We start from the raw sequence: 25768 nt of genomic DNA on the forward strand, positions 1-25768 counted from the left end.
GGCTTAAGGATCAGGCCGTGGGCGGCCGATTGATGGTGGAGACGCTGTGGGAGGGCTCGTTCCCGCGCACGCTGGGAGCGTCGTTCACGAGACGCTCCTGCATCGGTCGTGCAGGCGCGCTCGGCGTACGCCCTCCGCGCAGAGCGCGTAGTGCTTTGGCGTAGTCGCCCTTGGGTTTGATCGTCACCATGACGGAGCTGACCGCGTCCCAGATGACGGTGAACACGAACAGCCCCTTGCCCCCGGGGACGCCGCCGACCATGGCCGCGTAGGCGGCCAGCAGGGAGCACAGGTTGGTGGCGTTCTCGCCCGCAGCGAACATCCACGCCTTCTGCCAAGGGCGGGCGGCCCGCATCGACTCCTTGTCGGTGACGACCGTCCAGAACGGAACGACCGACATCAGTTGCCGCATCCCGAAGGGGTAGTCCTCAGGGTGGTCGGTGCCGCGGATGCCGTAGAAGCGGAACCGGATGCCAACCATCCGCCCGGCCAGGTAGTGGCCCAGCGAGTGGCAGCAGTCGTAGATCAGGAGGTACCCGAGCAACGCGACGGCGAAGCGGAGTGCCCCGGGTCCGCTGACAGCGACCGAGCCCGCGATCAAAGCGGCACCCGTGCCCAGCCCGGCGACCTGGATGACATTGCCTTTCGCGATGCTGAGCCGGGCCCACAGGGGTGGCCGGGGTGTGGCTGGGGGCGCTGCCGTGCCGTCAGCCCGGATGGAACCGTCGGCGGAGGTGTGGTGTCGTGTGGTGATGGCGCGAGTCATCGTGGTCGTGGGTTCCTCGAAGGGTGTGCGAACTGGACATGGATGACTGTCCTGCGCTCACCGGTGCGGCGGATCGGCTTGGCGGCCGGTCGCAGGGTCGGCTCATGCGCCTACGGTGTACTCGGCGCAATGACGTAGGGCGGCAGCGCCCTTCATGTCGAGCCCGGCGGGCGGCTTGCCGGCGCCAGGGGGAACGCGCCGACCCAGCCGCAGGCGACACCGCTCGCAAGCCAGGCAGGTCGGCCGCTGGGTTGCGGCCTGATGCGGTGGCCGGGCTGCCTGGCGTGTGTGGCCTTAGCTCTTGATCAGGCCGGTAGCGTGAAGACTACTGTCTGGCCCGGGAGGCTGCCGGCTTGCGTGGCCACCTCTCCGTTCGGTGCCCAGATGCCAGAGCCGCCGGAGGTCCACGAGAAGGAGCCGCTGGGGCCTGCGGCCGTGGCAAGAACGCCCCAAACGTCATGAGTGCCGGCACGTTCACTCATGTGGGAATCGCGGCGGCTCCAGGAGCCGGGGTCAGGGCCGTAGACGGTGCTTGCCACATAGGCGTCGACGCCCAGCGCTGTTGTGTCGGCGGCGTGCTGGGGCACAGCGGCGTCGTAGCAGATGGCCAGGCCCAGCCTCCATCCGTCGACAGGGAAGACCACCGTTTCTTCACCGGGGGTGAAGCGGTCGGTCTCGGCTCCGTGCAGCCACATTTTCCGGTAGGCGACGATCACGCCGTCGCCGGTCACGGCCAGCGTGGCGATATGCTCCCGGCCGTCCGCGTCACGGACGGGCGCACCGACCAGCGCCACAGAGCCGACCGCCCGACACGCATTCGCGATCACCAGCAGGCGCCTGTCGTCTGCGGTGAGCGATGGCGCGTCGAGGTCATAGCCCGTCAGCGAGAGTTCGGGAAAGACCACCAGCCGTGCCCCGACCTGCTCGATCGCCTCTGCATGGACCCGTGCATTGGCCAATACATCGGCCCCCGCCCAGACGGGCTGGACCACGGCAACGGCCAGTGGGCCTTTCACCTCTCCACCTTTCTGCAGATCGATCGCGGCGGCCAAGGTCGCAGCGCTGTACCGAAAGACGCGCTGCCATCCTCTCCTTGGCTCCGATGGCCACGCACTCGCACCGACATCGCCCGCCGGCCGCTTCTTCGGCCTCGTGTGCCGGTGGGAGCGGAGAGGTCCGGACGCCGGACACGCCGTCGCGGACAGCCAAGACTGTTCCTCCTTCAGCCCACGAAGGTCGCCTGCGCTGGGCGGCTGGAGGCCATGGTGGCGTGCGGTCGACAGCCGCAGCATCAGAGGGAGCGCGTAAGCCGTGTACGTCGTTCGACACACCTTCGCCCCGTCTTTCTCGTTCATTCAGGCGTGAAACCGGCGCTTCCTGTCCTGGTAACCATGTCTCATGCCTGATGGCGGTGGTCGCGGTTGGTCAGTCCGTTGCGGGCCGCCCACATGGCCGCCTGGGTGCGCGAGGTCAGGTTCAGTTTGGCGAGGATGTTGGATACGTGGGTGCGTGCGGTGCGTTCGCTGACCGCGAGGCGGTTGGCGATCTGCTGGTTGGTGTGCCCCTCGGCCACCAGCGTGATCACCTGCCGTTCCCGGGGGGGTGAGGGCGGAGTCCGGTGCGGGCCTGCGTACGGCGTCGACGAGTGTGCGCGCCACTGTGGGGGGAATGGCCATGCCGCCGCGGACCACCGCCCGGACGGCGGCCGCCACGTCGTCCGCCTCGGCGTCCTTGAGCAGGTAGCCGGCCGCGCCGGCGTCGAGGGCGTCGCGGACCTTGTCCTCCGCCAGGAAGCTGGTGACCGCGACGACTTTGATCTGTGGCCAGCGGCGGACGATCTCCCGGGTGGCCTCCACGCCGCTCAGCTCCGGCATCAACAGGTCCATCAGGACGACGTCCGGCGCCGAGTCGGCGTTGACCAGGACCGCGATCCGGTCCAGGGCCGTGCGGCCGTTCGCCGCCTCGCCGACGACGTCGATGTCGTCCTCACCGTCGAGGTAGGCGACCAGGCCTCTGCGGACGACGGCGTGGTCGTCCACGAGGAAGACGCGCAGCGGCGCGGTCATGCGGAGGAGCCCTCCTTCTGCGGGGGTGTGGCCTCGGTCAGGGTGAGCCTGACGGTGGTGCCGAGTCCGGGGGCGGTGTGCAGGTCGAGGGCCGCCCCGATACTGCAGGCGCGTTCGCGCATGGTGCGCAGACCCAGGTGGCCGTCGTAGGCGGCGGTCGGGTCGAAGCCCTGTCCGTCGTCGGTGACCACCAGGTCGACCGCGTCCCCGAGGTCGGTGACCGCCACGCGTACGTGTGAGGCCGCGGCGTGCTTAAGCGCGTTGTTCACCGCCTCCAGCGCGATCCGGTACGCGTGCTCCTCGGTCCGCGCGTCCACCCGCAGCCGCTCCTGGGGACCGGTCACCGTGACCGGCACTCCGCTGCGCCGGCCCAGCGCCGCCGCCTGGTGCGAGAGCGCCGCGACCAGGCCTTGTTCGGCGACCGCGTCCGGGCGCAGCTCGAAGATCAGGGCACGCATCTCGGCCAGCGCGGTGGCGGTCAGTTCCCGCAGTGCTCCCACGTCCGCGTGCACCTTGGGCAGCAACGCGTCGGCCGGCTCGCCCGCCTCGAGGCGGGCGAGGTTCTTGTCGGCGGCGCGCGCGTGAAGGGTCATCGAGAACAGCGCCTGGCTGACCGAGTCGTGCAGCTCACGGGCCAGCCGGGCTCGCTCTTCCAGCGATGCGGCGCGCTCGCTGGCCTTGCGCAACCGCGCGTGCTCTGTGGCCAGCGCCGCATGGTCGGCCAGGGTGGTCAGGTAGGCGAGCTCCTGGTCGGTGGGCGTGGGGATGCCGGCGGGGAAGTAGGCGGCCAGCCCGCCGAGCACGTTTCCCCGGTAGCCGATGGCGATGTAGACCGCCGTCTGCCAGTCCAGTGCGGCGTCCAGAACGTCGCACAGCGGCAGGAACCGAGCATCCTCCCGCAACCGTGTGCGGGCATCGGCCAGGACCACGGCACGCCCGGCATACCACACGTCCAGGAAGGGGATCCGCCCGCCGGCCGCGGACACCTCGGTCTGCGCCTCGGCGAATCCCGCGGGCGCGCCGGCCCGCCCGCCGCGCCGGATGACCTGGTCGTCGTCGACGAGATCGAGGGAGACGGTGAGCGCGCGCGTATTGGTGCGCCCGGACTCGGCCAGGCACCGCAACACATCCAGGAGCTCACCGCCTCCCGGGGCTGTTTCGGCGACCCGGGCCAGTTCCGAGGCAGCGCGGGTGACGGCGGTCAGCCGGGTGACGTCGCGGAAGACAGCCGCCCCGTACCGCGCCCCGCCGTGCTGGAAGACGCTGTTGGACCAGGTGATGTCGACCTCGGTGCCGTCGGGGCGCAGCAGCGTGCCGGTGAACGTCCCCGTCCGCCCCTCCATCTGCGCCTGGTAGGCCTCGACCATGGCCGCGTGCGCGCGCTCGGGAAAGCTCATCAGGAAGCACCGTCCCACGATGTCCTCCAGGGCTACGCCCATGAGCCGGCAGGCGGCCGGATTGGCCCACACGTAGCGCAAACGCTCGTCACAGATGACCACGCCCTCGCCGGTGGCATCCAGGACGCCGCGCAGCAGCGCGGGGTCCGGGGGCGGCACGTCACCGCCCGCCGTCCGCACGGCCCGGTCGTTACCGAGAGCCTTGCTCACCTGTCCATTGTCCATGCCCGCGCAGGCGGCTCCGCACCGTGTGCCCGCGTCCAGCGCCATCCGCAGCCGCTGCTCGTGTCGTCCCACAGGTCCTCGAAGCAGGCCAGGCGCAGACCGGCGTGGGCAAGCGGCAGCAACTCTTGGGGATCGACCCAGCCGAGCGCGGGAAAGCGCATCCGCAGAGCAGTCGCGGCGACGATGAGGAGCCGCCCACCCGGTGCCACCGCGTCGGCAGCGGACCCCAGCACCGCGGCACGCCGCGACGGTGACACCGTCTCCAAAGCTCCGACCACCGTCACCAGGCAGTACCGCAGCCCTTGGGGGATGTCCGTGGCGGAGTGGCGGTGGCGGACCTGCTTCCCGGTACGCGCCAGTTCCCGGGCAGCGCTTGCCGGGCCGACCGCGAGCGCGCAGCACCCTGGCCTGGCGGACGTTGTGGCCAGCCAGTCCCCCAGGAGCGCCCGCGCGCGGCGCTCCCGCACCGGCCGCTTCGGGGCGGCCGGACAGATCTGCTCGTCGGCGTTCATCGGCTCCTCCCGCATCGGCTGCATTCGGCGTCCCACGGGCGGTGATCTTCCCGTCGAGAGGTAGGCGGGAGCACGGGCAGACGCGCGTTGTCCGGCGGCGTTCGTGGTGTGTCGACGCGGTATGCAGGCGTCGTGTGCGTGCTTGCTGCGGGCGCGGACAGGGCAGTGGCCGTACCGGCGTCGTGCGACCGGACCCCGGACGGCGCGGCGCAGGATCCGCGCGGTGTCGGGCCTGGCAGTGCGGTTTCCGGGGAGGTGGCGTCCATGGCGCGTCCTTTCTGGTCCGCCCGCTGCAGAGTGGGCTGCCCATCCTTTCCGCCGGTCCCGCGCGGCGGATCGGCCGCACCGACCACCGCGTCTACGTCTTTGCGCCGATGCCGACCGCATCTGCGGTGCCGTCTTCTTATTCGGTTTCCTGCCGTTGGCGGAGGTGCCGAGTAAGGATCGGGTCTTTGATCAGCCGCCGCTCGCGCCATCGGAAGGGCCCCTGCGGTTGTTCACACAACGCCTCGACCGCGCTCCGGCTGCGTGGACATGAGAAGGGTGACCAGGCGGCCGTGACCTGCGCCGAGTGGGGAAGTCGGTGTCGGGGCGAGCTGCGCTGTCAGCGTCCAGTAGCGCACCAGATCGGGATGGCGTTCCCGTCGTAGACGTACCGCGAGTGACCTTCGGAAGGCGGGTGTGTCGCGGGTTTCCGCGTATCGGGCGTAAGCGCCGACGAAGGTGTCCAGCGCAGGGGTGTCCGCTCCGCTTTCGCCGACAGTGAGGGCGCACGTGGCCAGTGCATGCGCACGGGCGAGCGCCTCGTAGAACCGGGCCACGCGTTCGGGATCCGGCGACGCCGCGGCCTGCGGAGCGGGGTTCAGGTGGGCACGGATGGCAGCGGCGGCACTGCGGTCGGTGGCGAGATGGTGCAGCCGGGCGTAGGCGAGCGCCTGCCGGGGGCTCGGATCGTGGGGCAGCTCGGGTACGGCCGCCTGGGCGAGCGCGTCACTGACGTGGCGAGGGAACCTCGCAGGCATGATGCGCCGCCAGAAGACGCCGAGCTCTTCAGGGTCGGGTCTGACGGCAACACTGCCGAGCAGAGGCAAGACGAGGGCCAGGGCATCGTCGTCCGAGACTTCGTCGAGAGCCTGGAGCGCTGCCCGGCGCCACCGCAGGTCCTCCAGTTGCTGTTCCACGTCGCCGAGGTGGTCGGCCAGGACGTCACGGGCCGCTGCTCCGTCGACTGCGGCAGCGGACGCGGCGGGCAGCCCGAGCCCCAGTGTCCGCAGGCTCTTCACCAGGCGCAGCCGGTCAAGTGCGTCTTGGCCGTAGCGCCGGTGGCCGCCACTGCTGCGACCGGTCTCGGTCAGGACACCGCGCTCGGTGTAGAAACGGACGGTCTTCACGGACACACCCGCGGCAGCCGCGAGGTCGCCCACGCTCCAGACCGGTTCACCTTCCTGTGACACGGCTTGAACCTTCCCTTAGGGCGTTTTCTAGCCTACGGCCCCGTTCAAAGAGCCAGGTGCAGGGTGTCCCTCACCGGGCGGGAGGTGTGTCGTGTCGCTGTTCGTACTGGTGCCAGGTGCCTGGCTGGGTGGCTGGGTGTGGAGCGACGTCGTCGGGGAACTGACGCGTCGCGGCCATCAGGCCGTGCCGGTGACCCTGACGGGACTCGGAGAGCGCAGTCACCTGGCCTCCCGGGCCGTGGGGCTGAGCACCCACATCCAGGACGTGGTCGCGACTCTCGACACCATCGAGACGTCGGACACCGTGCTCGTGGGCCACAGCTACGGAATTTTCCCGGCCCTGGGCGCTGCTGACCGGCGGCCGCGGTCGGTCGCCCGCGTCGTCTTCCTCGACACCGGCATGCCCCGCAATGGCCAGAGCGTCACCGACGCCTTCCTCGATGCCGAGCAGAAGTCCGCACTGCAGCGGCAGGTTCACCACCGAGGCAACGGGTGGCGCTTCCCCCTGCCGGAAGCGGACGCCCTGCCGCACTGGGGCAGCCTCGCCGGCCTCGACGCCATGGCATTGGACAGGCTACGCCGCCTTGCAGCCCCGCACCCGTACGCCACGTTCACGGAACCCCTCAGTCTGACCGGCGCGGCCGACGACCTTCCCACGACCAAGATCTTCTGTACCGCAGGTGGAATCGACCTCGCGTTGCTACGCGCTTTGCACACTGCCGGAGACCCACGGGTTACGGGCCTCCTCGACGACAACTCGACGTACTTCGAACTCGCTACCGGTCATTACCCCATGCTGTCGATGCCCGGGGAGCTCGCGAGCATACTGGTCCAGGCTGCCACCGGAGGAGGACAACGGCTTACTCCCAGCCAGCCCGCTGAATGAAGGCTGCTGTGCGTGCCGACCGGCTGGCAGCGATGACACTCGCCGGACTCGCCGCCCGGCTTGGCCGGAGCCCGGCAGGTGCAGCGGCAGCTCACCGCCGAGGTCGGAGCCGGACCGGTCACCCTGGCCCGGCCCCGGCGCGCCCACACCGCCCGGGTGCTGCAGGCCACCGGACTACCGGTCACCGAGGTCGCGCCTGATGGTCCTGCAGTAGTGAGTCCTTGTATGCCGAATCTCGTCCGCGGGGCACCGGCCGCTGGAACGTCTTTCCCAGGACGCCGGTGACGGCCGTCCGCCGTGCTTCTCTGCCACGGGCGTCGGCGTCCGGTGGGCCGGATGGCGAGTCCGGCGCGGATCCCCTTGGTCTGGAGCCGGGCCAAGGCTTTCAGGACGCCAGCGGCCCGGCCGTTGTGTCGGTCTGCGGCCGGGCGGTTACTGGTTGGGGGTGGACGGCTTGGACGCCGGTGCCCGCATACGCCTTCGGCGTCAGAGTGAGCAGATACCGTCCGCCGGGATAGGCGGCGGAGGGCCGGGCGGCGTGGATGGCGGCCCAGGAGTGCCCGAACCGCAGCCTTGCGCACTGCGGCGGGAGCCCGTCTGCGCTAACGGGTGCCGGTGTTCTCGGACCGCGCCTGGCGGCGCCGCAGCCCTGCCGCCTCGATGCGGGACTTGAGGATGGTCTCGACCGCCGTCCCTGCGGCCTTCTCCGCGCCGCAGCGAGCGGCCTGGACCAGCTTCGTCCAGAGCGTCCCAAGTGCGGTGCAACTGCGGCCACCCCCTGGTCGTCGGCGAGACGGTCGCCGGCGGAGGCAGGGGCGACCTGCCTCCGCTGCCGTCATGCGGATGGGCTGTTCGAGGGCTGCGGCTTGCCGAGCATCTGACAGGTGGCCGCGTCGACGAGGGCCTTGTTCGCGGTCGCGGCCTTCTTGTCCTTGATGCCGAAGTTCGTGACGGTGAAGACTGCGACGCTACGGGTGCCGGTGACGTCGGTGTAAATCTCACTGGAGTAGCCGGGCAGGCCGCCGGTGTGGCCCCAGACCGTGCCGCAGGGCGTGTCGACCTTCATCAGACCCAGTCCGTAACCTCCGCCTTCCTCGGGGGCGTCCACGGTGGTGCGCATCTGCTTCATCTGCGCCTCGGGCAGCAACTCGCCGGACAAGAGCGCGGTGAGGAAACGTTGCCAGTCCCGCGCCGTGGAGACCATGCCGCCTGCCGCCCATGCCCAGCTCGGGTCGATGGCGGAGGTGTCGATGTTGTCCCCGGGGCGTCCGGGGCCGGCGAATCCGACACCTTCGGGCAGGTCCACGGTCCCGGACAGGAGGGCTTTCAGACGCTCCGCGTCCGGCTCGTAACCGGTCGCGTGCCGCTTCCCGGCGCCCCAGCGGGCGTCCGTGGCCAGGAACGAGTCCTTCATGCCGAGCGGCTTGGTGATCTCCTGCTCGATCAGCTCGGCCAGGCTGGTGCCGGTGGCTTTCTCCAGGATCAGTCCGAGGGCCTCGTAGTTGGCGTTGCTGTAGGAGTACTTGCCGGGCTCGGCCGTCGGGCCCTGCTCGGGGGTGGCGGCGAGAAGTTCCTCCGGGGTCCACGTGCGCTGCTCCCGGCCGGTGAGCGAGGGCAGGAACTCCGGCGTCAGCAGGAAGTCCTGCAGGCCGCTCGTATGGTTGAGCAGCATCCGTACGGTGATGTACTCACCGCCCTTGACCAGTCCGGGCAGCCACTTCTCCACCGTGTCGTCGAGGCCGATCCTCTTGTCGGCGACCTGTCGCAGGACGAGCGTCGCGGTAAGCGTCTTGGTGTTGGACCCGACCCGGAACCGGTCGCCGACGGCGAGGCGGTGATCGTCCTTCGTCCAGGCGGCCTGCCGGGCGATCCCGAGGGGCCTCCCGTCGCCGCGGTCGATCCGGACGATGACGCCCAGGGAGCCGGTGTCGGCCGCCTTCTGCGCGAGGACGCTCAGCCGCTCGGCGGCCGCCGTGTTCGCCGCATCCCGTCCGGCCGCGGTTTCGACACCGCCCATCTCGTCATCCGAGCAGCCCACGAGCACCGCGCCCATGCAGGTGGCCAACGCCACGCTCAGCGCTCCCCTGAGGACCCGGTGACGACGTGACGGCGTGTGTGCGGACATGGCAGTTCCCTTCGGCGCGTGACACTTGCTGCGTGCGCGGAGGGAGCGGGCTCTCACCCGGCGAACGTCTTTCGCGGGCCCCGCGCACATCGGCCATTCAGCCAGCCGCGTGCACCCGGCACATCGCTCGATGGCGGGCTTCCCACCGACGCGGAGTCACTCCAAGGAATGACCCTGGGACACCTGGCGTCTCGCCGCCCCGCCCACTGCGGGCGGGTCAGGGCCAGACGCTCCTGGCCAGCACCGCCGCCTGCGCCCTGCTCTGACAGCCGGTCTTCGTGAGCACACGGCTGACGTGCGTCTTCACCGTGTGCAGGCTCACCACGAGCCGGTGGGCGATCTCGGCATTGCTCAGACCGTCCCGGACCAGACGCAGGACGTCGGCCTCCCGCTCGGTGAGGTCCCTCAACCGCGCCAGCTCCTGATCGCTGGGGCGCCGCCGGCCACGCAGATGGCCCTGGATGATGCGGTGGGTCACCGCGGGGCTCAACGTGCTGTGCCCGGCCGCCGTGGCGCGGACGGCCCCGGTCAGCTCCTCGTACGAACTGCTCTTCAGCAGGAACCCGGAGGCCCCGGCGGCGAGCGCGTCGTCGACGTATTCGTCCAGGTCGAACGTCGTCAACATGAGCACCCGGCTGCGTCCCGGCCCGATCAGCCCCCGGCGTTCCAGCTCGGCCAGTGCCCACAGGCCGTTACGGCGCGGCATACGGATGTCCATCAGCAGCACGTCCGGCCGCAGCCGAGCGCACGCCTCGACGCCGTTCTCACCGTCGTCCGCGGTGCCCGCCACGGTGATGTCCGCCTGGCTGTCCAGGATCGCGCTCAGCCCGGCGCGGATGACCGGCTCGTCGTCCACGACGAGCACGCTGATCTGTTCAGACACCCGCACACTCCAACGGCATCGTGGCCACGACGCGGAAGCCGCCGTCCCCCGTCGGGCCTGTGGTGAGGTCGCCGCCCAGCGCAACCACGCGTTTCTCCATGCTGACCAGGCCGAGTCCGATGCCCGCGCCGGCCGCGCCACGGCGTACGGCGCGACCGTTCACGACCTCGCACCGCAACCCTCCCGCGACGACCTCGACGGTCACCCGTACCGGCGCCCCGGGCGCGTGCCGACGCGCGTTGACCAGTGCCTCCTGCACAACGCGGTACCCCGCCAACTGCACCGCCCCCGGCACGCCCCGTGCGATGCCCATCGTCAGCTCGACCGTTCCGCCGGCGGCACGGTGACTGTCCAGCAACGCGTCCAGCTCACCGAGGTTCGGCACCGGCCGGAGCGGGACCGCGTCCGCGGGGTCGCGCAGCATCCCCAGCAGATCACGCAGCTCCCCGCTGCTCTGCCGGCCCGCCGCCGCCAGCCCGTCGACCTGGACACGGGCCCAGTCGGGCAGCTCGCCGCCGCGGGCCCGCAGGGTCTCCGCGTGCACGACGAGGAGGGTCAGCGAGTGCGCAACCACGTCGTGCATCTCACCGGCGATACGCGCCCGCTCCCGCTGCGCGGCCTGCGCCGCCTCCAGGGCCTGCGTCCGGCGTGCCTCGGCCGCCCGTTGCTCCGCCGCGGCCAGCAGCGCCTGCCGCGTCCGTGCGGCGAACCCCGTCACCCAGGCCAGTGGCATCGGGGCCAGCGCGGCGAGGACGTCCAGACCGCCCCGGAAGTCACTGGAATCGGTCGTCATCCGGTTCAGCCACAGACCCGCCACGCCCAGTACGACGACGCCGAGCACCGCCGACACCGTCCGCCTCCAACTCACGCAGTGACTGCCCAGGTTGTAGAACAGCACCGCCGTCGGCAGGAAGACCAGCGGTGACAGTTTGGCGCCCTCGCCCGCACTCCCCACCAGGGCCACCACAAGAGCCCCGAAACCTACGACGAGGGCGGTGGCCGGCAGCCGGCGCCGCAGCAGCACCACGACCACGCCCGACGCCTCGTACGCCGCGAGCGACGCCCAGGCCGGCCCGGAGGTATCCACGTACGGCTGCGACAACAGCGTCGGCAGGAATGTCAGTACGACCAACCCGGCATCGGCGCCCCACCCGGGCCACTTGCCCTCCATCACGCTCATCAGCCCGACACTAAGACCTCACCCGCCCGGTTTCATCACTCCAAAGAACCACTCACACTGCAGCGAGGCACGGCAGGCTCTGCATGTCGCCGGCGCTTTCAACCCACACCTCGCAGGTGTCGGAACGCCGACCGGTCGGTCGTCACCGTCCGGGGACACCGTGGTGCTCCGAGCCGCCCAGCCGCTTGGTCGGATGCCCCGGCAAGCCGCCTTAGTTCGCCGGCTCCAGGCTCTCGCCCTGTGCGGCCACCGGCTTGTTGATCTCTGTCAGGGCACGGAGCGGTCGAGGTCAGGGAGCACTGCGCTCGAGGAGCGTGCGGACGAGGCGGTGTGCGTAGGGTGCATCGAGTTCGTGCGGGCGGAAGAGGATGCGGTACAGGAGGGGAGCGACGATGCGGTCGATGACGGTCTCGGTGTCGGGTGTTTCCTCTCCGCGTTCGTGCGCGCGGTTGAGGATGAGGTCGATCTGCTCGGCGGCGTAGGCGGAGCACTGACCGGCGTTGCTGCCGTCGGGGTCGCCGAGGAGGGCGTCGCGGATGTAGGAGCGGCCGGCGGGGGAAGACATCTCCTCGAGGAACTGTTCGGTCCAGGCCGACAGGTCGGCCGGCAGGGTGCCGTGGTCCGCAGGCTCGGTCTCGGGTCTCAGGTGCTCGACCGCTACGTCCGAGAGCAGTTCCTGCAGGTCTCCCCAGCGGCGGTAGACGGTTGACGGTGTGACACCCGCGCGCTGGGCGATCATCGGTACGGTCAGGGCGTCGCGGCCCACCTCTGCGGAGAGTTCCCGTACGGCGGCGTGGACAGAAGCCTGGACGCGGGCACTGCGTCCGCCGGGGCGCACCATCTGCCTGCTCATGGGGACCATCTTAAAGCCAATTCGTCGCGTCTGGCGGGGTGTGGTGGTGCCCCGCCCCACTCGGCCGCTGCTGACGGGCCTCGCGGGGCACCGAAGCTGGAGGAGCACGGAGAGGCAGTGCCTCAGGGCGGTGCGCGCCGCCTGCCCGGGTCGAGGGCCAGACCACCATCACGGCGCATCGGCCAGGCCGACCCGCGGGCTTCCGGCCTTCTCTTACGCGGCGGGTGCGAGGCCGGAGGCGGGCCGGGTCTGTTCGTAGGCGTGGCCGGCCCGCAGGAGCACGCTCTCCTCCAGTGGACGCCCGAGCAACTGCATGCCGATCGGCAGTCCCGCGCTGTCGTGGCCCACGGGCAGGGACAGGGAAGGCGCCCCGGTGATGTTGGCGGGGGACGAGAGGCGGACGTAGGCGTCGGAGACGGTTTCGACGGTTCCGTCGGCCCAGGTGACCGTCTCCTGGCCAGCCCTGACGGCGGTGGTCGGGACGGTGGGGGCGGCGACGAGGTCGACCTCCTTGAGGATGCGGGCCCACTCCCGCCGCATGAGGGTGCGGGAGCGCTGGGCGCGCAGGTAGTCCCCGGCGGTCATCAGTTCGCCAGCTTCGAGGAGGACGCGGACATCGGCCTGGTAGAGGTCGGGGACCGTGCGCAGGGTGTTCTCGTGGTAGGCGGTCGCCTCGGGCACCATCAGGGCCCACTGGGTGGCCTGGATGTAGCGCGTCATGGGGATCTCCACCTCGACGAGGCGGGCGCCGAGGTCGTGGAGCTGCTCGATGGCGCGGCGGACGGCGTCTTCGGTCTCGGGGTCGACATGGTCGAAGTAGTAGGTGCGTGGCACGCCGATCCGCAGCCCTGCCAGATCCGTGCCCGACCGCGGTCGGTAGTCCGTGGCGGGTACGGACAGGGAGGCGGCGTCCCGGGGGTCGTGCCCGGCCAGGGCGGTCAGTACCAGGGCCGCGTCCTCGGCGGTGCGTGTGATCGGGCCGACGTGGTCCAGGGACCAGGACAGTGACGTGACGCCGGTGCGGGGCAGGAGGCCGTAGGTCGGCTTGAGTCCGACCACGCCGTTGAGTGCGGAGGGCACCCTGATGGATCCGCCGGTGTCGGTGCCCAGGGCGAAGGTGGCCATGCCGGCGGCGACGGCGACGGCGGATCCGCCACTTGATCCGCCGGCCACCCTGTCCGTGTCCCAGGCGTTGTGGGTCTGCGGGGTGGTCAGTCCGTAGGCGAACTCGTGCGTGTGGGTCTTACCCAGCAGGACCGCGCCGGCTTGTGCCAGGCGGGCGGCGACCGTGCTGTCGGTGCGCGCGCGGTGGTCGGCGCGGACAAGGGAGCTGGCTGTCGTCGCCGAACCCGCGACGTCGATCAGGTCCTTGAGGCCTACGGGGATGCCGTGCAACGGACCGCGGTGGTGACCGGCCGCGATGTCACGTGCGGCGTCCCGCGCGGCGCTGCGGGCGCGGTCGGCGGCGACGGTGACGTAGGCCCGGAGGTGCGGCTCCTTCTGCGCGATGCGCTCCAGAACGGATTCCGTCAGCTCGACGGGGGACAGGTGCCGGGTGCGGATCGCGTCGGCGGCTTCGGCCAGGGTGAGTTCATACGGCTGCATCGTGTGCCTCCTCCGCTGCTCGGTAGGCGAGGGCGGGCGGGATGTCGTCGAAGTCCAGCTCTCGCAGGACGGCGACGACGGAGTGGATGTGGTCGGCGGTGGCCGCGACCGCGGCGTGGCGGTCGGCCGGCAGCGGGAGCCCGCCACGGGTGGCCCAGCGGGCTGCTTCGCGCGGGGTGAGTTCTGTCGCGGGCATGGACTTCTTCCTTCGTGGGTTCGGTGCGCTTCCCGAGTCGGAGCGGCGAAGCCCCCTAAAGCTAAGCGATTGCGTTAGTCCATTCTAGGGGTTACGATGAATTAACGCAAAGAAATTGCTTTTAACGGTTTGGAGGTAGAGCCCGTGCCCTGCGTCACGTCACGCGCACCCACGCCCCGACCCCGCCCAGCCCTCCGTGCTCGCACAGGCCGTTCCGCGACGTCCTTCGCGCTGAACGCATCGGTCCTGGCCACGCTCCTCGGGGCATCGAGCGCACCCATGCCGCTCTACCCCTCCTACCAGGACCACTGGCACCCGTCCTGTCCGTGCTCACCGTCACGCCGGTCTTCAGCGCCTCCTCCCTGACGTTGCTGCTGGCCCTCTCCATGAGCCTGCCGGCCGTCGTCGCGGGCGCCACCACCCAGCACTACGGGTTGCGTACCTACCACCGCCCATGCCTACACGGTCGCCACCGCCCTGCTCTCCCTCGCGGCACTGGCCGCACTCGGTACGACGAGCCGGAGCAGCCCGGCCCATCGCACCTCCGACGCCACCCCACCCTCCGGCACCGCGCTCACCGACCTTCCGTAACGAGCCTCGAAGGACATGACGATCATGAGCACCGCACCCGTCCCCCGCCCGACCGCCGCATCCTCCTGGCCCGTGGGCGACGTCACCGTCCACCGCATCGACGAGATCCTCCTGCCGCCCGCCACGGGCCCCTGGCTGCTGCCCGGCGCCACCCCGGGCCTCGTCGCCGCGCAGGACTGGCTCCACCCCCACTTCGCCGACGACAAGGGCACCCTCCACATCGACAGCCACAGCTTCGCCTTCACCCTCGACGGCCTGCGGATCCTGGTCGACACCGGCATCGGCAACGGCAAGCAGCGGGCCAATCCCGCCTGGCACGACCTGAACACCGACTACCTCGACAACCTCACCGCCGCCGGATTCCCCCCGGACTCGATCGACCTGGTGATCCTCACCCACCTGCACGCCGACCATGTCGGCTGGAACACGCGGAAGTCGGACGGCGACTGGGTTCCGACCTTCTCCCACGCCCGCTACCTGACCGCCCGCACCGAGAGGGAGTTCTGGGCCGGGTACGACATGGACGAGGCCCGCGCGCAGATGTTCGGGGATTCGGTGATCCCGGTTGAGGAGGCGGGGCTGCTCGACCTCGTCGACGTCCCCGCCGAGGGCGCCGACATCGTTCCTGGGCTGCGTCTGCTCCCCACCCCCGGCCACACCCCCGGACATATCGCCGTCCGACTCACCAGCCACGGCCGGACAGCTGTGATCACCGGCGACTGCATCCACCACCCGATCCAGCTCGCCCACCCCGCCATCGGCGCCTGCGTCGACATCGACCCCCGGAAGTCCGAGACCTCGCGCCGCGCCCTGCTCGCCTCCCTCGCCGGCACGGACACGCTCGTGCTGGGGACCCATTTCGCCCCGCCGACAGTCGGCCATGTCACCCACCGCGAGGGTGGTTACCGGCTTTCGCCCGTCCACACTGACACTCGCTGATGGACGGCACCGGTGAGTAGGCCGCCCGCCCGGCGCCGCGCCGCTGTCAGCCCGACGGCGGAGTCCGGGACGGAAGCCGTCGGCGCCAGGTGCTGTCGTTCTGGTGTCCTGCCGAGTGTGAGGCAGGGGAAGGTCGGTGCGGACGGCCGCGTCCAGGGTGTCGGTGACGCGCTGGACGCGCGTGCGGGCGGCGATCGGTCAGGCCAGCCGGCGCCGAGAGTGCACGTCGATGACCGTGGCCAAGTGGAGGAACCGCCCGCCGACGGCCGGTAGACAGGTGAGGTCCCCGATCCGGACGGTGTCGGGCTGGCAGTGGTGAAGTTCCGCTGCAGCAGGCCCCGCAGCGCCTTACCTCCGGATCAGATCCAGGATCGTCGTGCGATGTCTCTTCCGCACCCTCCGGCCGGTGATGGCGCATCGGCGCATCACACCCTCGGCGCGCCTGCGTCGGCGACGGGCCGCCCGCTGTCACGCGGTTCGAAGGATCAGCAGGCGCCGGACACCCTGCCGATCGAGATCATCGAACGCATGCTGTAGGCCGGCTCGTTGTTACTGATCATTTCAGAATAAGTTTGGCTCACTTGCTTGGCAGTTGAGCTAGTGGGCGGCAGAGTTCTGCAGGTGCCCGGTGATCTCGTGCCTGATGATCTGTGGGAACGTGTCGCCCCGTTGCTCCCACCTCGCCCGCCGCGGCGTCGGCGGTATCCAGGCCGGCTGCCGGCGGATGACCGTGCAGCTCTGCGCGGGATCGTCTACGTCCTGCGCACGGGTGTGACCTGGGCGGACGTGCCGACCGAGACGATCGGCTGCAGCGGAGCGACGTGCTGGCGACGCCTGCGGGACTGGACCGAGGCCGGCGTCTGGTCCCTGCACGAGATCCTCCTCGCGGAACTCCGCAAGGCTGGAGTGTTGGACATGGAGGACGTCGCGGTCGACGGCTCGCACATCCGGGCCCTGAAGGGGGGGCTCGCACCGGACCTTCGCCGGTCGACCGCGGCCGCCGGGGCAGCAAACACCATCTGATCACCGACCGGCACGGAACGCCCCTCGCGGTGTCGTTGACCAGCGGAAACCGACACGACGTCATCCGGCTCATGCCCTGCTGGACGCGATACCCCGCATCCGCGGCCTGATGGGCAGGCCACGTCACCGGCCACGGCGGCTGTTCGCCGACCGCGGCTACGACTACGACAAGTACCGTCGACTCCTCCGCGCTCGCGGCATCACACCGAAGATCGCCCGCAAGGGCACCGCCCACGGATCCCGATGCCCGCTGGGAGTTGATCGAGCCGGTGCTGAGCGCCTGGCGGGCCGAGCGGCGCCGGCATGCGCTGAACATCGGACGCCCACCGGAGCACGATCTGCGCGAGATCATGGACGCGATCTTGTATGTGGACCGCACCGGCGTGCAGTGGCGCTACCTGCCGCGCGACTTCCCGCCCTGGGAGACCTGCTACGGCTACTTCGCCAAATGGCAGAAGGATGGCGTGTTAGCCCGGCTCACCGGTGTCCTGCGCAGGCTGTTACGGCAGAAGGAGGGCAAGGAAGCCGAGCCGTCCGCGTGCGTGATCGACGCCCAGAGCGTGAAGACCTCCACCAGCGTCCCGGCCGCCGGGCAGGGCACCGACGCGGCGAAGAAGATCGTCGGCCGCAAACGGAGCATCGTCACCGACACCCTCGGACTGCTCCTGGCTGTGCTGGTCACGGCCGCGAGCGTGCAGGACTCCGTCGCCGGCACTGATCTGATCGACCAGGTGGCCGCCGCCCATCCCGCCATCCGCAAAGTCTGGGTCGACGGCGGCTACCGCCAGCACCTCGTCGAGCACGCCGCCACCCTCGCCACCGACATGGAAACCGTCCAACGCACCCCCGGGACCGGGGGATTCACCCGCTACCGAAGCGCTGGACCGTGGAGCGGACCTACGGATGGCTGATGTTCCACCGCCGTCTGGCACGCGACTACGAGACCCTGCCCGCCCGCTCAGAAGCCATGATCCACCTCGCCACGACCGACCTGATGGCCCGCCGCCTCACCGGCGAAGCCACCATCTCCTGGCGCGACCCGACACCACAGAATCAGACACCAATTCCGGGATGAAACATCGGGAGAAATCGACCTCTAGCACTCGGAGTTGGTCTTGGAGTGGTTGGTCGTATGCGGCGGTGCCGACGGCCGTGCCGACGAGGCGCCCTACGCCACCGCCTGGCGCGCTATCGCCGGGCCACGGCAACAGCGAGCGTGACGACCAGCGATACGCCCACGAACGCCGTGCCCAGGGGCGTCCCCAAGGACGGATGGCGCCACGTCAGGTAGGCGAGCCCGACGAAGACGAGCAGGATCACGAGTGCCAAGGCCAGGATCAGCAGCGGCCAGACCGTGCGGGATCCACAGGGGTGCGGCTGGCCAGGGGGAGGCGTAGGTACAGACATTTCACTTCCTTGTCTGAGCGTGACGGAGCCACGCGTGAACTGGACGGTGGAACCGTGGGCTACCGAGGTGTTAGCCCCGCAAGCCCCGGTCCGGGGGCGCCTCCCGGATACAGATGAAGATGCACCACCGTTGGGTGGTTGGTTCCCTTGCTCTCCGTGAACTCGTCCGCGCATGGCCTGACGCGCCTTCACCTGCGCGTGATCGATCGCCAGACGGCTCTGTCGCTCCCGGGCCCGATCCGGCTGCCAGTGCGGGACGTCGAGCACCACTTGACCACCTCACGCGTGACGGCCGACACCACGGCGCCCATAACGGTCAGGGCTCCCCTGCCCCGCAAGCACAAGAGCGCCCGCACCTACGTCCTGCTCACCGTCCTCGCCACGACCGCGGCCCGTGTCGGAGGCCCGCGTCGGCTCCGTCCTCGCCGCCACCGTCGATTCGATCGGACACGACCAGGGCCACCCGCACCATCGACCTGGCAGTGAAGGGCGGCAACGTCAGGGCAGGCTACGGCGCGCCACGGCGAGGAGATCCGCCTTGAACGGCTCCAGGTGTTCGGCCAGGTGGCTTCGTAGGTGGGAGCGGCCACCACTTGTCGGCGAGTTTGGGCAGCACTTGTCGATCGCCGAGGAGTGAAATGTCGATGAGAACTGGCACCGCTCGGTGGCGGAGTCGACGTCTCTCCTCTGCTATTTGGTGATGCTGCGGTTGCTGTTCAGGATGTCTTCGGGGTTTGCTGCCCTCGCCGGTCCGCGTCCTGTCGGCGAAGGCCCTCGAGGATGACGTTCATCAGAGGCCGTGCTGATGGTTCCCATTCACCTCGGTCCAGTCGGCCGAGGTAGGCGATGAGCAGGAGGACCCCGCGGGCGTCCACGTCCGTGCGGATGGAACCGGCTGCTTTCCCGGCGTCCAGCAGGTGGCTGAGAGCGCCTTCGATGGGGTTCTGGCTGTGGGCGACAAGGTCTTGCCGCGCTGCCGGCTCGAGCGCTGCCAGGACGCCGTACTTGATCTCGGCGTAGTCGATCACTCGGTCGAGCCAGTGACGCAAGGCTTCCACGGGCTCGTGTTCTGCCAGCAGAGCCGAGGCGGCGGTAACGAGTTCTTCGACGTCGCGCCGGTAGACCTCGGCAAGGAGCGCTTCGCGGTTGGGAAAGTTCCGGTAGAGCGTTCCCTGCCCGACGCCGGCGCGCTTGGCGATCTCGTTGAGGTGGACGTGGTTGGACTCGGCGAGGGCCGCGCGGGCGGCTTCGACGATGCGGCTCCGGTTCTGCACCGCGTCCCGACGGCGTGCTGGCGCGCTCATAGGCCTCTCCTGATATTCCGCCTCCAACAAATGGACACGTGTCCGGTAGGGTGAGCCATGCAGCGGACACGTGTCCACTTTACTTGGAGGCAGCAGTGCTTTCTCTTTACGGCAAGATTGTCGCTATCACCGGAGCGAGCTGCGGCATCGGCGAAGCCACGGCCCGTCTGCTCGCCCAGCGCGGCGCCGCCGTCGTCCTCGCAGCGCGCCGCAGCGAGCGCATCGACGCCATAGCGCAGGACATCCGGGAGGAGGGGGGCCGTGCTGTCACGTGCGTCGTCGACGTCACCCGGCCTCAAGACCTGCAGCGCCTGGTCTCCACCACCATCGACCAGTACGGCCGTATCGATGTACTGGTGAACAACGCCGGTATCGCCCCGATCAGCCCGCTGGCCGACCTGGACACCGAAGGATGGTCGGCCATGATCGATGTCAACCTTCGCGGCATGCTCAACGGCGTCGCCGCCGCGCTGCCCGCCTTCCACAAGCAAGGGGCGGGCCACCTGGTCAGCATCGTCTCCGTGGCCGGCCTGTCCGGCGTGTCCCCCTCGATGGCTGTCTACGCCGCGACCAAGAACGCGGTGCGCACCGTCCACGAGGGGCTGCGCAGGGAGTCCACCGACGGGGTGGTACGCACGACAGCCATCTCGCCGGGATACATCCGCACCGATCTCGCTGACTCCATGGCAGACCCGAACATACGCGAGGAGACGCGCAAGAACATGGACGCGGTGGGCATCCCTCCGGCGGCGGTCGCCCGCGCGGTGGCCTTCGCCATCGAGCAGCCCAGCGACGTCGAGATCGGCGAGATCAACGTTCGCCCCACCGTCCAGGCGTGACACTTGCCGTCACCGGTCAAGTGAGACGGCCGCCAGCCGCTTGCACAACGCCACTGTCTGGCCGGGCGTCCCGACGAGCAGAACACAACTCCGGACCTGGCTCCCGGACTCAACGGGAGCGACGCCTCCCGATGAAGTGAGTCCCAGAGAGCGGTCAGCCTGCCTTGCCGTCCTGGGCAGCTGCCCGGGCTTGGGTTATGGCGAGGCTGTAGGAGTCGGTGCCTGTCTGGATCAGGTTGCCGCCGAAGGTGAGCCGGTCGACGATATCCGCGCAGAGCCGAGGATCGGTGAAGGTCTTGGTCCAGCCGCCGAACGACTCGTTGGAGACGATCGCGACGCTGTTCTTCTCCTCGTGTTCGGTCAGGACCTGAAAGAGGAGTTCGGCGCCGTGGCGGTCGAGTTCCATGTAGCCGAGCTCGTCGATGCAGAGCAGGTCGACGCGGCCGTAGCAGGCGATGGTCTTGTTCAGCTGCTTCTCGTCGGCGGCCTCGACCAGCTCGTTCACGAGCTTGGTGGCGAGGGTGTAGCGAACGCGGTAGCCCTTCATCGCGGCCTCGGTGCCCAGCGCGATGAGCATGTGGGACTTCCCGGTGCCGGAGTCGCCGATCAGGCAGAGCGGCCGGCTCTTCTTGATCCACTCGCAGCTGGCAAGGGTATGGATGGTGGCCGGGTCGATGTTCGGTTTGGCGTCGAAGTCGAAGGACCGGGGAATCCGGCCGCCTTGATCCGCAGTTCGGAGCGGCGCCGAGCACGCGGCGGCGCTCGACGCGGTGGCGCGTGGTTCCGTCCTCAAGGCGGTACTCGTCAACTAGGCTCGCGTCGGCGTCTCTGCAGTAAGCAACCTGATTTGCATGGCAGTTGGGTGATGAATCACGCGGGGTGGCCGAGTCCGGTGGACGGGTCCGTACGGGGTGGGGTCGGTCGGTGCTGCCGGTGACGAGCCGTACGGCCCTGAACCCGGCGTCCGGGGGAGCCCCCTGGAGCAGGTGCGTCCGAAAGGCAGCGAGGAGTGTGCAGATGAAGGTCAGCTGGGATCAGGCGCTGGCGTGGCGGTTGCGGCGGCAGTATCTGGAACCGCTCGCCGATCCGGACCCCGTCGAGGTGGTCGGACGGCTGTGCGGAGTGCAGGCACAGGTGACCTCCTCGGCCGAACTGGCGCTCGCCCTGCGTCGTGCGCGCGCGGACACTGGTCCGCTGGCGTCGGCGCTGGCCGAGGGCACCTTGATGAAGACCTGGGCGATGCGGGGCACCCTCCACTGGGTCACGCCGGTTGAGGGCGCCGACTTCCTCGCTCTGCTCGCCTCCGCCAGGACCTGGGAGAAGCCGGCCTGGACGCGGGGGTTCGGGGCGACGCCGGAGCAGGTCGCCGCCCTGGTGGAGAAGGTCTCCGAGATCCTCGAAGGGGCGGAGCTGACCCGTGAGGACCTGGCCGCCGAGCTGGTCCGGGACAAGCGGTTCGCCGGGATGGAGAAGCAGCTGAAGTCCGGGTGGGGGGCCCTGCTGAAGCCGCTGGCCTGGCAGGGGGCGTTGTGCCACGGCTCCGGCCAGGGCGGCCGGATCACCTTCACCAGCCCCCGGACCCTCGCCCCGGGCTGGAAGGGGCTGCCCGACCCGGCCGAGGCCGGGCCCCGGGCACTGGCCGCCTACCTCGGCGCGTACGGACCGGCCCGCCCGGAGCTGTTCGACGCCTGGCTGTCCCGCAACAGCCTGCGCAAGACGGTGCTCCGCGCCTTCGTAGCCGAGCTCGGCGACCGGCTCACCGAGGTGGAGGTGGAGGGCAGGCCCGCGTACGTGCTCACCGAGCACGCCGACGAGCTGGCCGCCACCGGGCCGACCCGCTCCGTGCACCTGCTCGGGGGATTCGACCAGTACATCCTGGGGCCCGGCACCAAGGCCGAAGAGATCCTGCCCGCGGAACACCGGACCAAGGTCAGCAAGACTGCCGGCTGGATCTCACCCCTCCTGGTCGTGGGCGGACAGATCACCGGAGTCTGGGAAGTAGCGGACTACCAGCTGACCGTGACACTGTTCCCCGGCTGTTCCCCGCCCGCTCGGAAGGACCTGGAGGCCGCGGCCGACCGGGTCGCCCGCGCGAGCGGACTCGGGTCCCTGACAGTGCGGGTGGCCTAGGGTCCTTCCTCGAGAGTCGCGCGCTGCTGTTCAGGCAAGTGGTCACCCAAGGGAGTTTTGCGTGGGCTGTGATCGCCTTCGCAGATCCAGCTGCGTTCGTCTCCAGAAGCCCGGCTCATCAGACGGACGAACTGCCCGAACGGGTTGCAGCGCTCTTGCTTGAGTGGCTGTTGTCTTTTTGGGCTTGAGGGCGGCGTTTTCGCTGTTCAGGCATGGGGTCGGCGGTCTCGGGGAGTGGTGTCGTGTCGTGTCGTCGCTCTGGTGGAGGTCGGGGATGCCGTCGGTCGTGGGGCTGCTGGACCAGCGTGAGCTGACCGCTCGCCATCGTGTGGACGCGCTGGGGGAGGAGGGGGACCGTATCCAGGCCGAGCTGGTCGCGGCCGAGCGGGAGTGGCACGAGTGGGTCATCGCCCGTTCACGCGTCGGCGAGGTGCTGTCCCCGGGCGAAGAGAACGTCGCCGGCCCGGATGCCGCCGAGGAGCCGTCGGATCGGGGTGAACCTCCCGCGCTGCCTGGATCTTCGAAGGCGGCGAAGCCGAAGTCGGTGGTGCCGATGTGGCGTGCGGGTCTGGCCTGGTCGGCACTGTCGGCGGACTACCAGCGCATCGTGCGGGCCGGGGCCGGGGCCGGGGCCGGCTCGGTGAAGGCCCGCTGACCTGCCAGGAGATGGCCGGCTGCTTCGGCCTGGACCCAGTGCCCGCGAAGATCGAGGCGTTGCGGTCGAAGGCGAAGCGGCTGACAGCGCGCGGGTGGCTGGCCGAGCCGGCGCCGGGCCGGTTCACGCTCGCGAAGGCCGTGGCCGGGCCAGGCGGCGGGTCATGAGCAGGGTCATCGACCAGTAGACCATCGCCTCCGCACTGCCGGTGGACCGTTCGAAGTCCCGAGCGAGGCGGCGGCTTCGCATCAGGTGGGCGAAGAACCGCTCCACGATCCACCGCTTGGGCAGCACGACGAAGCCGCGCATGTCGTCACTGCGCTTGACGATCGTCAGGACCAGGGCGAGGAGGCGAGGCAGTACTCGACGAGGCTGCCGGTGTAGCCGCCGTCGGCCCAGACCAGCGCCAGCGGGTGGTGCGCGGCGGCCACCTGGGCGAGCAGAACCTGCCCGGCGGCGCGGTCGCCGATGTCCGCGGCGGTGACCATTACTCCCAGCAGCAGGCCGGGGGTGTCGACCACGGCGTGCCGCTAGCGGCCGTTGATCAGCTTGCCGCCGTCGAAGCCGCGGCTGTCGGCGCCGACGGCAGGGTCCGCCTTGACCGACTGCGAGTCGATCACGCCCGCTCCGGATCCCGCCCGGCCTGCTCGCGGACCCTGCGGCGGAGCCGGTCGTGGAACTCCGCGGACCAGACCGTGGTCGCGCCAGCGGCGGAAGAAGGCGTAGACGCGGTCCCACGGCGGGAAGTCGGCCGGCATGGCCCGCCATTTTGTTCCGTTGTCGACGAGGTAGTGGACCGCGTCCAACATCGAGCGGTGGCAGTACGCCTCCGGCTGCCCGCCCCGACCTCGCAGCCAGCCCGGCACCGGCAGCAGCTGCCGCGCCACCGCCCACTCCGCATCGGACATGTCCGTCGGGTAGCGGCGCGCACGGACTCCGTGGTCGGCGGCGTTCCTGAACCGGGGTGCCAGACAGTCACACGCGAGGGTGACTGAAGCGGACTCCGCTCCCGCGATGCCGTAAAAATGCGACAACAGGGCGTCCCGGACTGCTTGTTGGCGTAGAAACCCTTCGAGCTACCAAGAGGTCCTGTTTTCATGCACGGCACCCGCCGCAGTCACTCGATCGATAGTCCCGTTCGACCACCTCTCAAGATTGAACGGCCAAGCCGCTGAGTATTGCCAAGCGCTGTCTTCCCCGCTCGTGTCAGGATGCTCGGTATGTCTGCTCGTGCACTGAGCTTCGGCGCAACCGCGGAAGCCTACGAAACGTTCCGGCCGGGGTATCCCAAGGAGCTCTTCGACTTGGTAATGACGTACGCGGGCCGGCCGGTCCGGACGGCCCTGGAGATCGGTGCGGGGACAGGCAAAGCAACCCGCCTGTTCGCTGACCATGGGGTCATGGTCACGGCGACGGAGCCCGACGCTGCCATGCTCGCTGAGCTGAACAAGACCGTGCCAGCGAACGTGACGACAGTGCGGGCCGCGTTCGAGGACCTGCGGCCAGGTGAGACCTATGGGTTGGTCTATGCGGCGGCGGCCCTGCACTGGACACGCCCGGAGGGTCGGTGGTCAAGAGCGGCCGCGCTAGTGGAACCGGAGGGCGTGTTCGCCTCATTCGGTGGCCAGGTTCAGCTGGCTGACCCAGCTGTTGCGGAGGCTGTGCGTGCGGCGCGGGCGCCGTTCCTGGAAAGCGACGAGGTTCCATCTCCCGACGGGACTGCTCCTGATGAGGAAATGCAGTGGCCGGGTACGGAGCTGCAGCAGTCTCCGTTGTTCCTCGACATTCAGCAGGCCGTCGTCAAACGGCGCTTGACGATGAGCGCTCCTGACTACGTCGGCTACCTGTCGACCGTCTCGGCGTATCTCTAACTGCCGCAATCGAAGCGACAGCAGGCGTACGACGCGATCACGCGGGTCCTGCCCGAGACAGTCGAGATCGCCGCCGACATCATCGCCCATCTCGCGCGTCGACGATCCGAATAGGGGCGACACTCCTCTCTGGGGGACCACGGCGAGCCTCACGCGACGATCTGCGTCGAGACGACCATGCACGGCGCCTTCTCATGCCCGGCACCCACCGTGGTCACCTAATACTGAGACCCTCGTTCGAGCGACACCACTCAAGATCGGAACAACAACAGCCACTCACACCCCTCGTCATCGGAGATCTGGACGAGCTCATCGACAGGTGGGCCAGATGGCTGGCCCAAGCAGCGACGGGCCAGCTCCCCCACCCGAGCCACATGCCAGAACGCGACCCCGAGGGATCTTGGAGGAAATGACACCAGGCAGCGCAGCAACGTCGCCCGCCTGTCACCTCCGCTGCACTCGAGACCCGCGGCTCACGCCCATTGCATGCCCAGTTGTTCAGGAGCAGTGTTTGTGATCAGGAGTGGGTGCCCTGCTTACGCCCATCGCATTGATGGCCCTGCTCTTCGCAGTGACCGCCTTCGAAGAGCATCTCTTCCCGCAGGTATCCGTCACCGAGGACGCCAAGTCCGCCGCTGTAGAGCCGGAGCGCCTCGGCCTCCTCCCAGAGGGGCCGCTGCTCGTCGATGCGCTCACGTCAGTGCGGGCCTTCTATGCCCAGCGCATGCCGATGGCGGCCAGCTGCTCCAGGCGCTGCGGCGACATCGTCGCGGCCCGCGAACGCTGGTTGCCGATCCACGCGCCCAGCTTCAGCTCCCGAATCTCCTGGTCCTCGCTGCTGCCGCTGCTCCCGTCGCTGCC

General features: G+C 69.7%; 24 protein-coding genes and 6 pseudogenes. 10 read left to right on the forward strand and 20 right to left on the reverse strand.

Annotated features, from left to right (window positions below):
- Positions 1-10: 10 nt before the first annotated feature.
- The 7 genes and pseudogenes from AQJ66_RS24575 to AQJ66_RS37625 all read right to left on the reverse strand — a co-directional run bounded on the left by AQJ66_RS24575 (position 11) and on the right by AQJ66_RS37625 (position 6390).
- Positions 11-766, reverse strand: coding sequence for a zinc metalloprotease (locus AQJ66_RS24575; protein ID WP_208611444.1), 756 nt, complete (start codon positions 764-766; stop codon positions 11-13).
- 305 nt (positions 767-1071) lie between these two features.
- Entirely contained in the window at positions 1072-1818 is a 747-nt protein-coding gene (locus tag AQJ66_RS24580; RefSeq protein WP_244162917.1) for a carbon-nitrogen hydrolase family protein, read from the reverse strand.
- A gap of 344 nt (positions 1819-2162) precedes the next feature.
- Positions 2163-2351 (reverse strand): response regulator transcription factor, encoded by a 189-nt coding sequence (locus AQJ66_RS40220; RefSeq protein WP_341849424.1) that lies wholly within the window; start codon positions 2349-2351, stop codon positions 2163-2165.
- A gap of 172 nt (positions 2352-2523) precedes the next feature.
- Positions 2524-2832, reverse strand: a pseudogene (locus tag AQJ66_RS40225) (response regulator); the annotation flags it as partial.
- Positions 2829-4439: a PAS domain-containing sensor histidine kinase gene (locus tag AQJ66_RS24590; protein ID WP_061926319.1), complete on the reverse strand. Its 1611-nt coding sequence runs from the start codon at positions 4437-4439 to the stop codon at positions 2829-2831. The gene AQJ66_RS24590 and the pseudogene AQJ66_RS40225, both read right to left, overlap by 4 nt.
- Complete coding sequence (locus AQJ66_RS39015; RefSeq protein WP_159052623.1) at positions 4436-4966, reverse strand: hypothetical protein; 531 nt, start codon at positions 4964-4966, stop codon at positions 4436-4438. Before AQJ66_RS39015 ends, AQJ66_RS24590 begins: the two co-directional genes overlap by 4 nt.
- Positions 4967-5463: 497 nt before the next feature.
- A complete protein-coding gene (locus tag AQJ66_RS37625; RefSeq protein ID WP_159052624.1) occupies positions 5464-6390 on the reverse strand; it encodes a helix-turn-helix domain-containing protein in 927 nt (308 codons plus the stop codon).
- Between the two features lie 121 nt (positions 6391-6511).
- On the opposite strand from AQJ66_RS37625, the gene AQJ66_RS24605 reads away from it, so the two are divergent.
- Both AQJ66_RS24605 and AQJ66_RS40230 read left to right on the forward strand, forming a co-directional pair.
- A complete protein-coding gene (locus AQJ66_RS24605) occupies positions 6512-7306 on the forward strand; it encodes an alpha/beta fold hydrolase (RefSeq protein WP_061926325.1) in 795 nt (264 codons plus the stop codon).
- A gap of 54 nt (positions 7307-7360) precedes the next feature.
- A pseudogene (locus tag AQJ66_RS40230) lies at positions 7361-7501 on the forward strand (DNA-3-methyladenine glycosylase 2 family protein); the annotation flags it as partial.
- Positions 7502-8141: 640 nt separating this feature from the next.
- Here AQJ66_RS40230 and AQJ66_RS24610 read toward each other — a convergent pair.
- From AQJ66_RS24610 to AQJ66_RS24635, 6 genes are all read right to left on the reverse strand, one after another.
- Positions 8142-9431: a serine hydrolase domain-containing protein gene (locus AQJ66_RS24610; protein ID WP_208611445.1), complete on the reverse strand. Its 1290-nt coding sequence runs from the start codon at positions 9429-9431 to the stop codon at positions 8142-8144.
- Between the two features lie 217 nt (positions 9432-9648).
- Positions 9649-10320, reverse strand: coding sequence for a response regulator (locus AQJ66_RS24615; protein ID WP_061926328.1), 672 nt, complete (start codon positions 10318-10320; stop codon positions 9649-9651).
- A complete protein-coding gene (locus AQJ66_RS40680) occupies positions 10307-11485 on the reverse strand; it encodes a sensor histidine kinase (RefSeq protein WP_061926388.1) in 1179 nt (392 codons plus the stop codon). Before AQJ66_RS40680 ends, AQJ66_RS24615 begins: the two co-directional genes overlap by 14 nt.
- A 298-nt stretch (positions 11486-11783) precedes the next feature.
- Positions 11784-12347 carry a TetR/AcrR family transcriptional regulator gene (locus AQJ66_RS24625; protein ID WP_079060403.1) on the reverse strand — a complete coding sequence of 188 codons (564 nt, stop codon included), beginning with the start codon at positions 12345-12347 and terminating at the stop codon, positions 11784-11786.
- Between the two features lie 213 nt (positions 12348-12560).
- Entirely contained in the window at positions 12561-13952 is a 1392-nt protein-coding gene (locus tag AQJ66_RS24630; protein WP_061926332.1) for an amidase, read from the reverse strand.
- Positions 13939-14148 (reverse strand): hypothetical protein, encoded by a 210-nt coding sequence (locus tag AQJ66_RS24635; RefSeq protein ID WP_061926334.1) that lies wholly within the window; start codon positions 14146-14148, stop codon positions 13939-13941. Before AQJ66_RS24635 ends, AQJ66_RS24630 begins: the two co-directional genes overlap by 14 nt.
- A 615-nt stretch (positions 14149-14763) precedes the next feature.
- Between AQJ66_RS24635 and AQJ66_RS24640 the strand changes: the two genes are divergently transcribed.
- The 4 genes and pseudogenes from AQJ66_RS24640 to AQJ66_RS24650 all read left to right on the forward strand — a co-directional run bounded on the left by AQJ66_RS24640 (position 14764) and on the right by AQJ66_RS24650 (position 17776).
- Positions 14764-15678: an MBL fold metallo-hydrolase gene (locus tag AQJ66_RS24640; RefSeq protein WP_061926336.1), complete on the forward strand. Its 915-nt coding sequence runs from the start codon at positions 14764-14766 to the stop codon at positions 15676-15678.
- A gap of 381 nt (positions 15679-16059) precedes the next feature.
- Complete coding sequence (locus AQJ66_RS39020) at positions 16060-16215, forward strand: hypothetical protein (protein ID WP_159052625.1); 156 nt, start codon at positions 16060-16062, stop codon at positions 16213-16215.
- Between the two features lie 84 nt (positions 16216-16299).
- A pseudogene (locus AQJ66_RS37640) lies at positions 16300-16981 on the forward strand (IS5 family transposase); the annotation flags it as partial.
- A pseudogene (locus AQJ66_RS24650) lies at positions 16959-17776 on the forward strand (IS5 family transposase). The pseudogenes AQJ66_RS37640 and AQJ66_RS24650, both read left to right, overlap by 23 nt.
- Before the next feature lie 113 nt (positions 17777-17889).
- On the opposite strand, the gene AQJ66_RS24655 reads toward AQJ66_RS24650, so the two are convergent.
- Positions 17890-18108 carry a hypothetical protein gene (locus tag AQJ66_RS24655; RefSeq protein WP_061926338.1) on the reverse strand — a complete coding sequence of 73 codons (219 nt, stop codon included), beginning with the start codon at positions 18106-18108 and terminating at the stop codon, positions 17890-17892.
- 716 nt (positions 18109-18824) lie between these two features.
- A complete protein-coding gene (locus AQJ66_RS24660; protein WP_061926340.1) occupies positions 18825-19412 on the reverse strand; it encodes a TetR/AcrR family transcriptional regulator in 588 nt (195 codons plus the stop codon).
- A gap of 95 nt (positions 19413-19507) precedes the next feature.
- Between AQJ66_RS24660 and AQJ66_RS24665 the strand changes: the two genes are divergently transcribed.
- Complete coding sequence (locus tag AQJ66_RS24665; RefSeq protein ID WP_061926342.1) at positions 19508-20251, forward strand: SDR family oxidoreductase; 744 nt, start codon at positions 19508-19510, stop codon at positions 20249-20251.
- Between the two features lie 154 nt (positions 20252-20405).
- Here the strand turns inward: AQJ66_RS24665 and AQJ66_RS24670 are convergent.
- Positions 20406-21004 (reverse strand): annotated as a pseudogene (locus AQJ66_RS24670) (ATP-binding protein); the annotation flags it as partial.
- 264 nt (positions 21005-21268) lie between these two features.
- On the opposite strand from AQJ66_RS24670, the gene AQJ66_RS24675 reads away from it, so the two are divergent.
- Together AQJ66_RS24675 and AQJ66_RS24680 are read left to right on the forward strand one after the other, a co-directional pair.
- Positions 21269-22381, forward strand: coding sequence for a winged helix DNA-binding domain-containing protein (locus AQJ66_RS24675; RefSeq protein WP_061926344.1), 1113 nt, complete (start codon positions 21269-21271; stop codon positions 22379-22381).
- A 274-nt stretch (positions 22382-22655) separates the two neighbouring features.
- A pseudogene (locus AQJ66_RS24680) lies at positions 22656-23203 on the forward strand (hypothetical protein).
- Here the strand turns inward: AQJ66_RS24680 and AQJ66_RS40245 are convergent.
- Genes AQJ66_RS40245 through AQJ66_RS40255 form a run of 3 tightly spaced genes read right to left on the reverse strand, consistent with a single transcriptional unit; the run spans position 23160 to position 23944 of the window.
- Positions 23160-23345: a transposase gene (locus tag AQJ66_RS40245; protein ID WP_061926346.1), complete on the reverse strand. Its 186-nt coding sequence runs from the start codon at positions 23343-23345 to the stop codon at positions 23160-23162. The pseudogene AQJ66_RS24680 and the gene AQJ66_RS40245 sit on opposite strands and share 44 nt — an antisense overlap.
- 23 nt (positions 23346-23368) lie before the next feature.
- Entirely contained in the window at positions 23369-23557 is a 189-nt protein-coding gene (locus AQJ66_RS40250) for a transposase (protein ID WP_244162918.1), read from the reverse strand.
- 9 nt (positions 23558-23566) lie between these two features.
- Positions 23567-23944 carry a transposase gene (locus AQJ66_RS40255; RefSeq protein ID WP_244162919.1) on the reverse strand — a complete coding sequence of 126 codons (378 nt, stop codon included), beginning with the start codon at positions 23942-23944 and terminating at the stop codon, positions 23567-23569.
- A gap of 312 nt (positions 23945-24256) precedes the next feature.
- Here AQJ66_RS40255 and AQJ66_RS24695 point away from each other — a divergent pair, with 312 nt between their 5' ends.
- Entirely contained in the window at positions 24257-24907 is a 651-nt protein-coding gene (locus tag AQJ66_RS24695; RefSeq protein WP_244162920.1) for a class I SAM-dependent methyltransferase, read from the forward strand.
- A gap of 711 nt (positions 24908-25618) precedes the next feature.
- On the opposite strand, the gene AQJ66_RS40260 is transcribed toward AQJ66_RS24695, so the two are convergent.
- Positions 25619-25729: a helicase associated domain-containing protein gene (locus AQJ66_RS40260; protein WP_341849425.1), complete on the reverse strand. Its 111-nt coding sequence runs from the start codon at positions 25727-25729 to the stop codon at positions 25619-25621.
- Positions 25730-25768: the final 39 nt, after the last annotated feature.

Origin of the sequence: Streptomyces bungoensis, assembly GCF_001514215.1 — a bacterium.
GTDB lineage: Bacteria > Actinomycetota > Actinomycetes > Streptomycetales > Streptomycetaceae > Streptomyces > Streptomyces bungoensis.

Excerpts from the sequence above, each read along its gene's own strand:
- AQJ66_RS24575 (WP_208611444.1), bottom strand. The coding sequence starts at position 766 with ATGACTCGCGCCATCACCACACGACACCACACCTCCGCCGACGGTTCC.
- AQJ66_RS39015 (WP_159052623.1), bottom strand. The coding sequence starts at position 4,966 with ATGAACGCCGACGAGCAGATCTGTCCGGCCGCCCCGAAGCGGCCGGTG.
- AQJ66_RS24610 (WP_208611445.1), bottom strand. The coding sequence starts at position 9,431 with ATGTCCGCACACACGCCGTCACGTCGTCACCGGGTCCTCAGGGGAGCG.
- AQJ66_RS40680 (WP_061926388.1), bottom strand. The coding sequence starts at position 11,485 with ATGGAGGGCAAGTGGCCCGGGTGGGGCGCCGATGCCGGGTTGGTCGTA.
- AQJ66_RS24625 (WP_079060403.1), bottom strand. The coding sequence starts at position 12,347 with ATGAGCAGGCAGATGGTGCGCCCCGGCGGACGCAGTGCCCGCGTCCAG.
- AQJ66_RS24630 (WP_061926332.1), bottom strand. The coding sequence starts at position 13,952 with ATGCAGCCGTATGAACTCACCCTGGCCGAAGCCGCCGACGCGATCCGC.
- AQJ66_RS24635 (WP_061926334.1), bottom strand. The coding sequence starts at position 14,148 with ATGCCCGCGACAGAACTCACCCCGCGCGAAGCAGCCCGCTGGGCCACC.
- AQJ66_RS24640 (WP_061926336.1), top strand. The coding sequence starts at position 14,764 with ATGAGCACCGCACCCGTCCCCCGCCCGACCGCCGCATCCTCCTGGCCC.
- AQJ66_RS39020 (WP_159052625.1), top strand. The coding sequence starts at position 16,060 with ATGTCTCTTCCGCACCCTCCGGCCGGTGATGGCGCATCGGCGCATCAC.
- AQJ66_RS24655 (WP_061926338.1), bottom strand. The coding sequence starts at position 18,108 with ATGTCTGTACCTACGCCTCCCCCTGGCCAGCCGCACCCCTGTGGATCC.
- AQJ66_RS24660 (WP_061926340.1), bottom strand. The coding sequence starts at position 19,412 with ATGAGCGCGCCAGCACGCCGTCGGGACGCGGTGCAGAACCGGAGCCGC.
- AQJ66_RS24675 (WP_061926344.1), top strand. The coding sequence starts at position 21,269 with ATGAAGGTCAGCTGGGATCAGGCGCTGGCGTGGCGGTTGCGGCGGCAG.
- AQJ66_RS40245 (WP_061926346.1), bottom strand. The coding sequence starts at position 23,345 with ATGCGCGGCTTCGTCGTGCTGCCCAAGCGGTGGATCGTGGAGCGGTTC.
- AQJ66_RS40255 (WP_244162919.1), bottom strand. The coding sequence starts at position 23,944 with ATGTCCGATGCGGAGTGGGCGGTGGCGCGGCAGCTGCTGCCGGTGCCG.
- AQJ66_RS24695 (WP_244162920.1), top strand. The coding sequence starts at position 24,257 with ATGTCTGCTCGTGCACTGAGCTTCGGCGCAACCGCGGAAGCCTACGAA.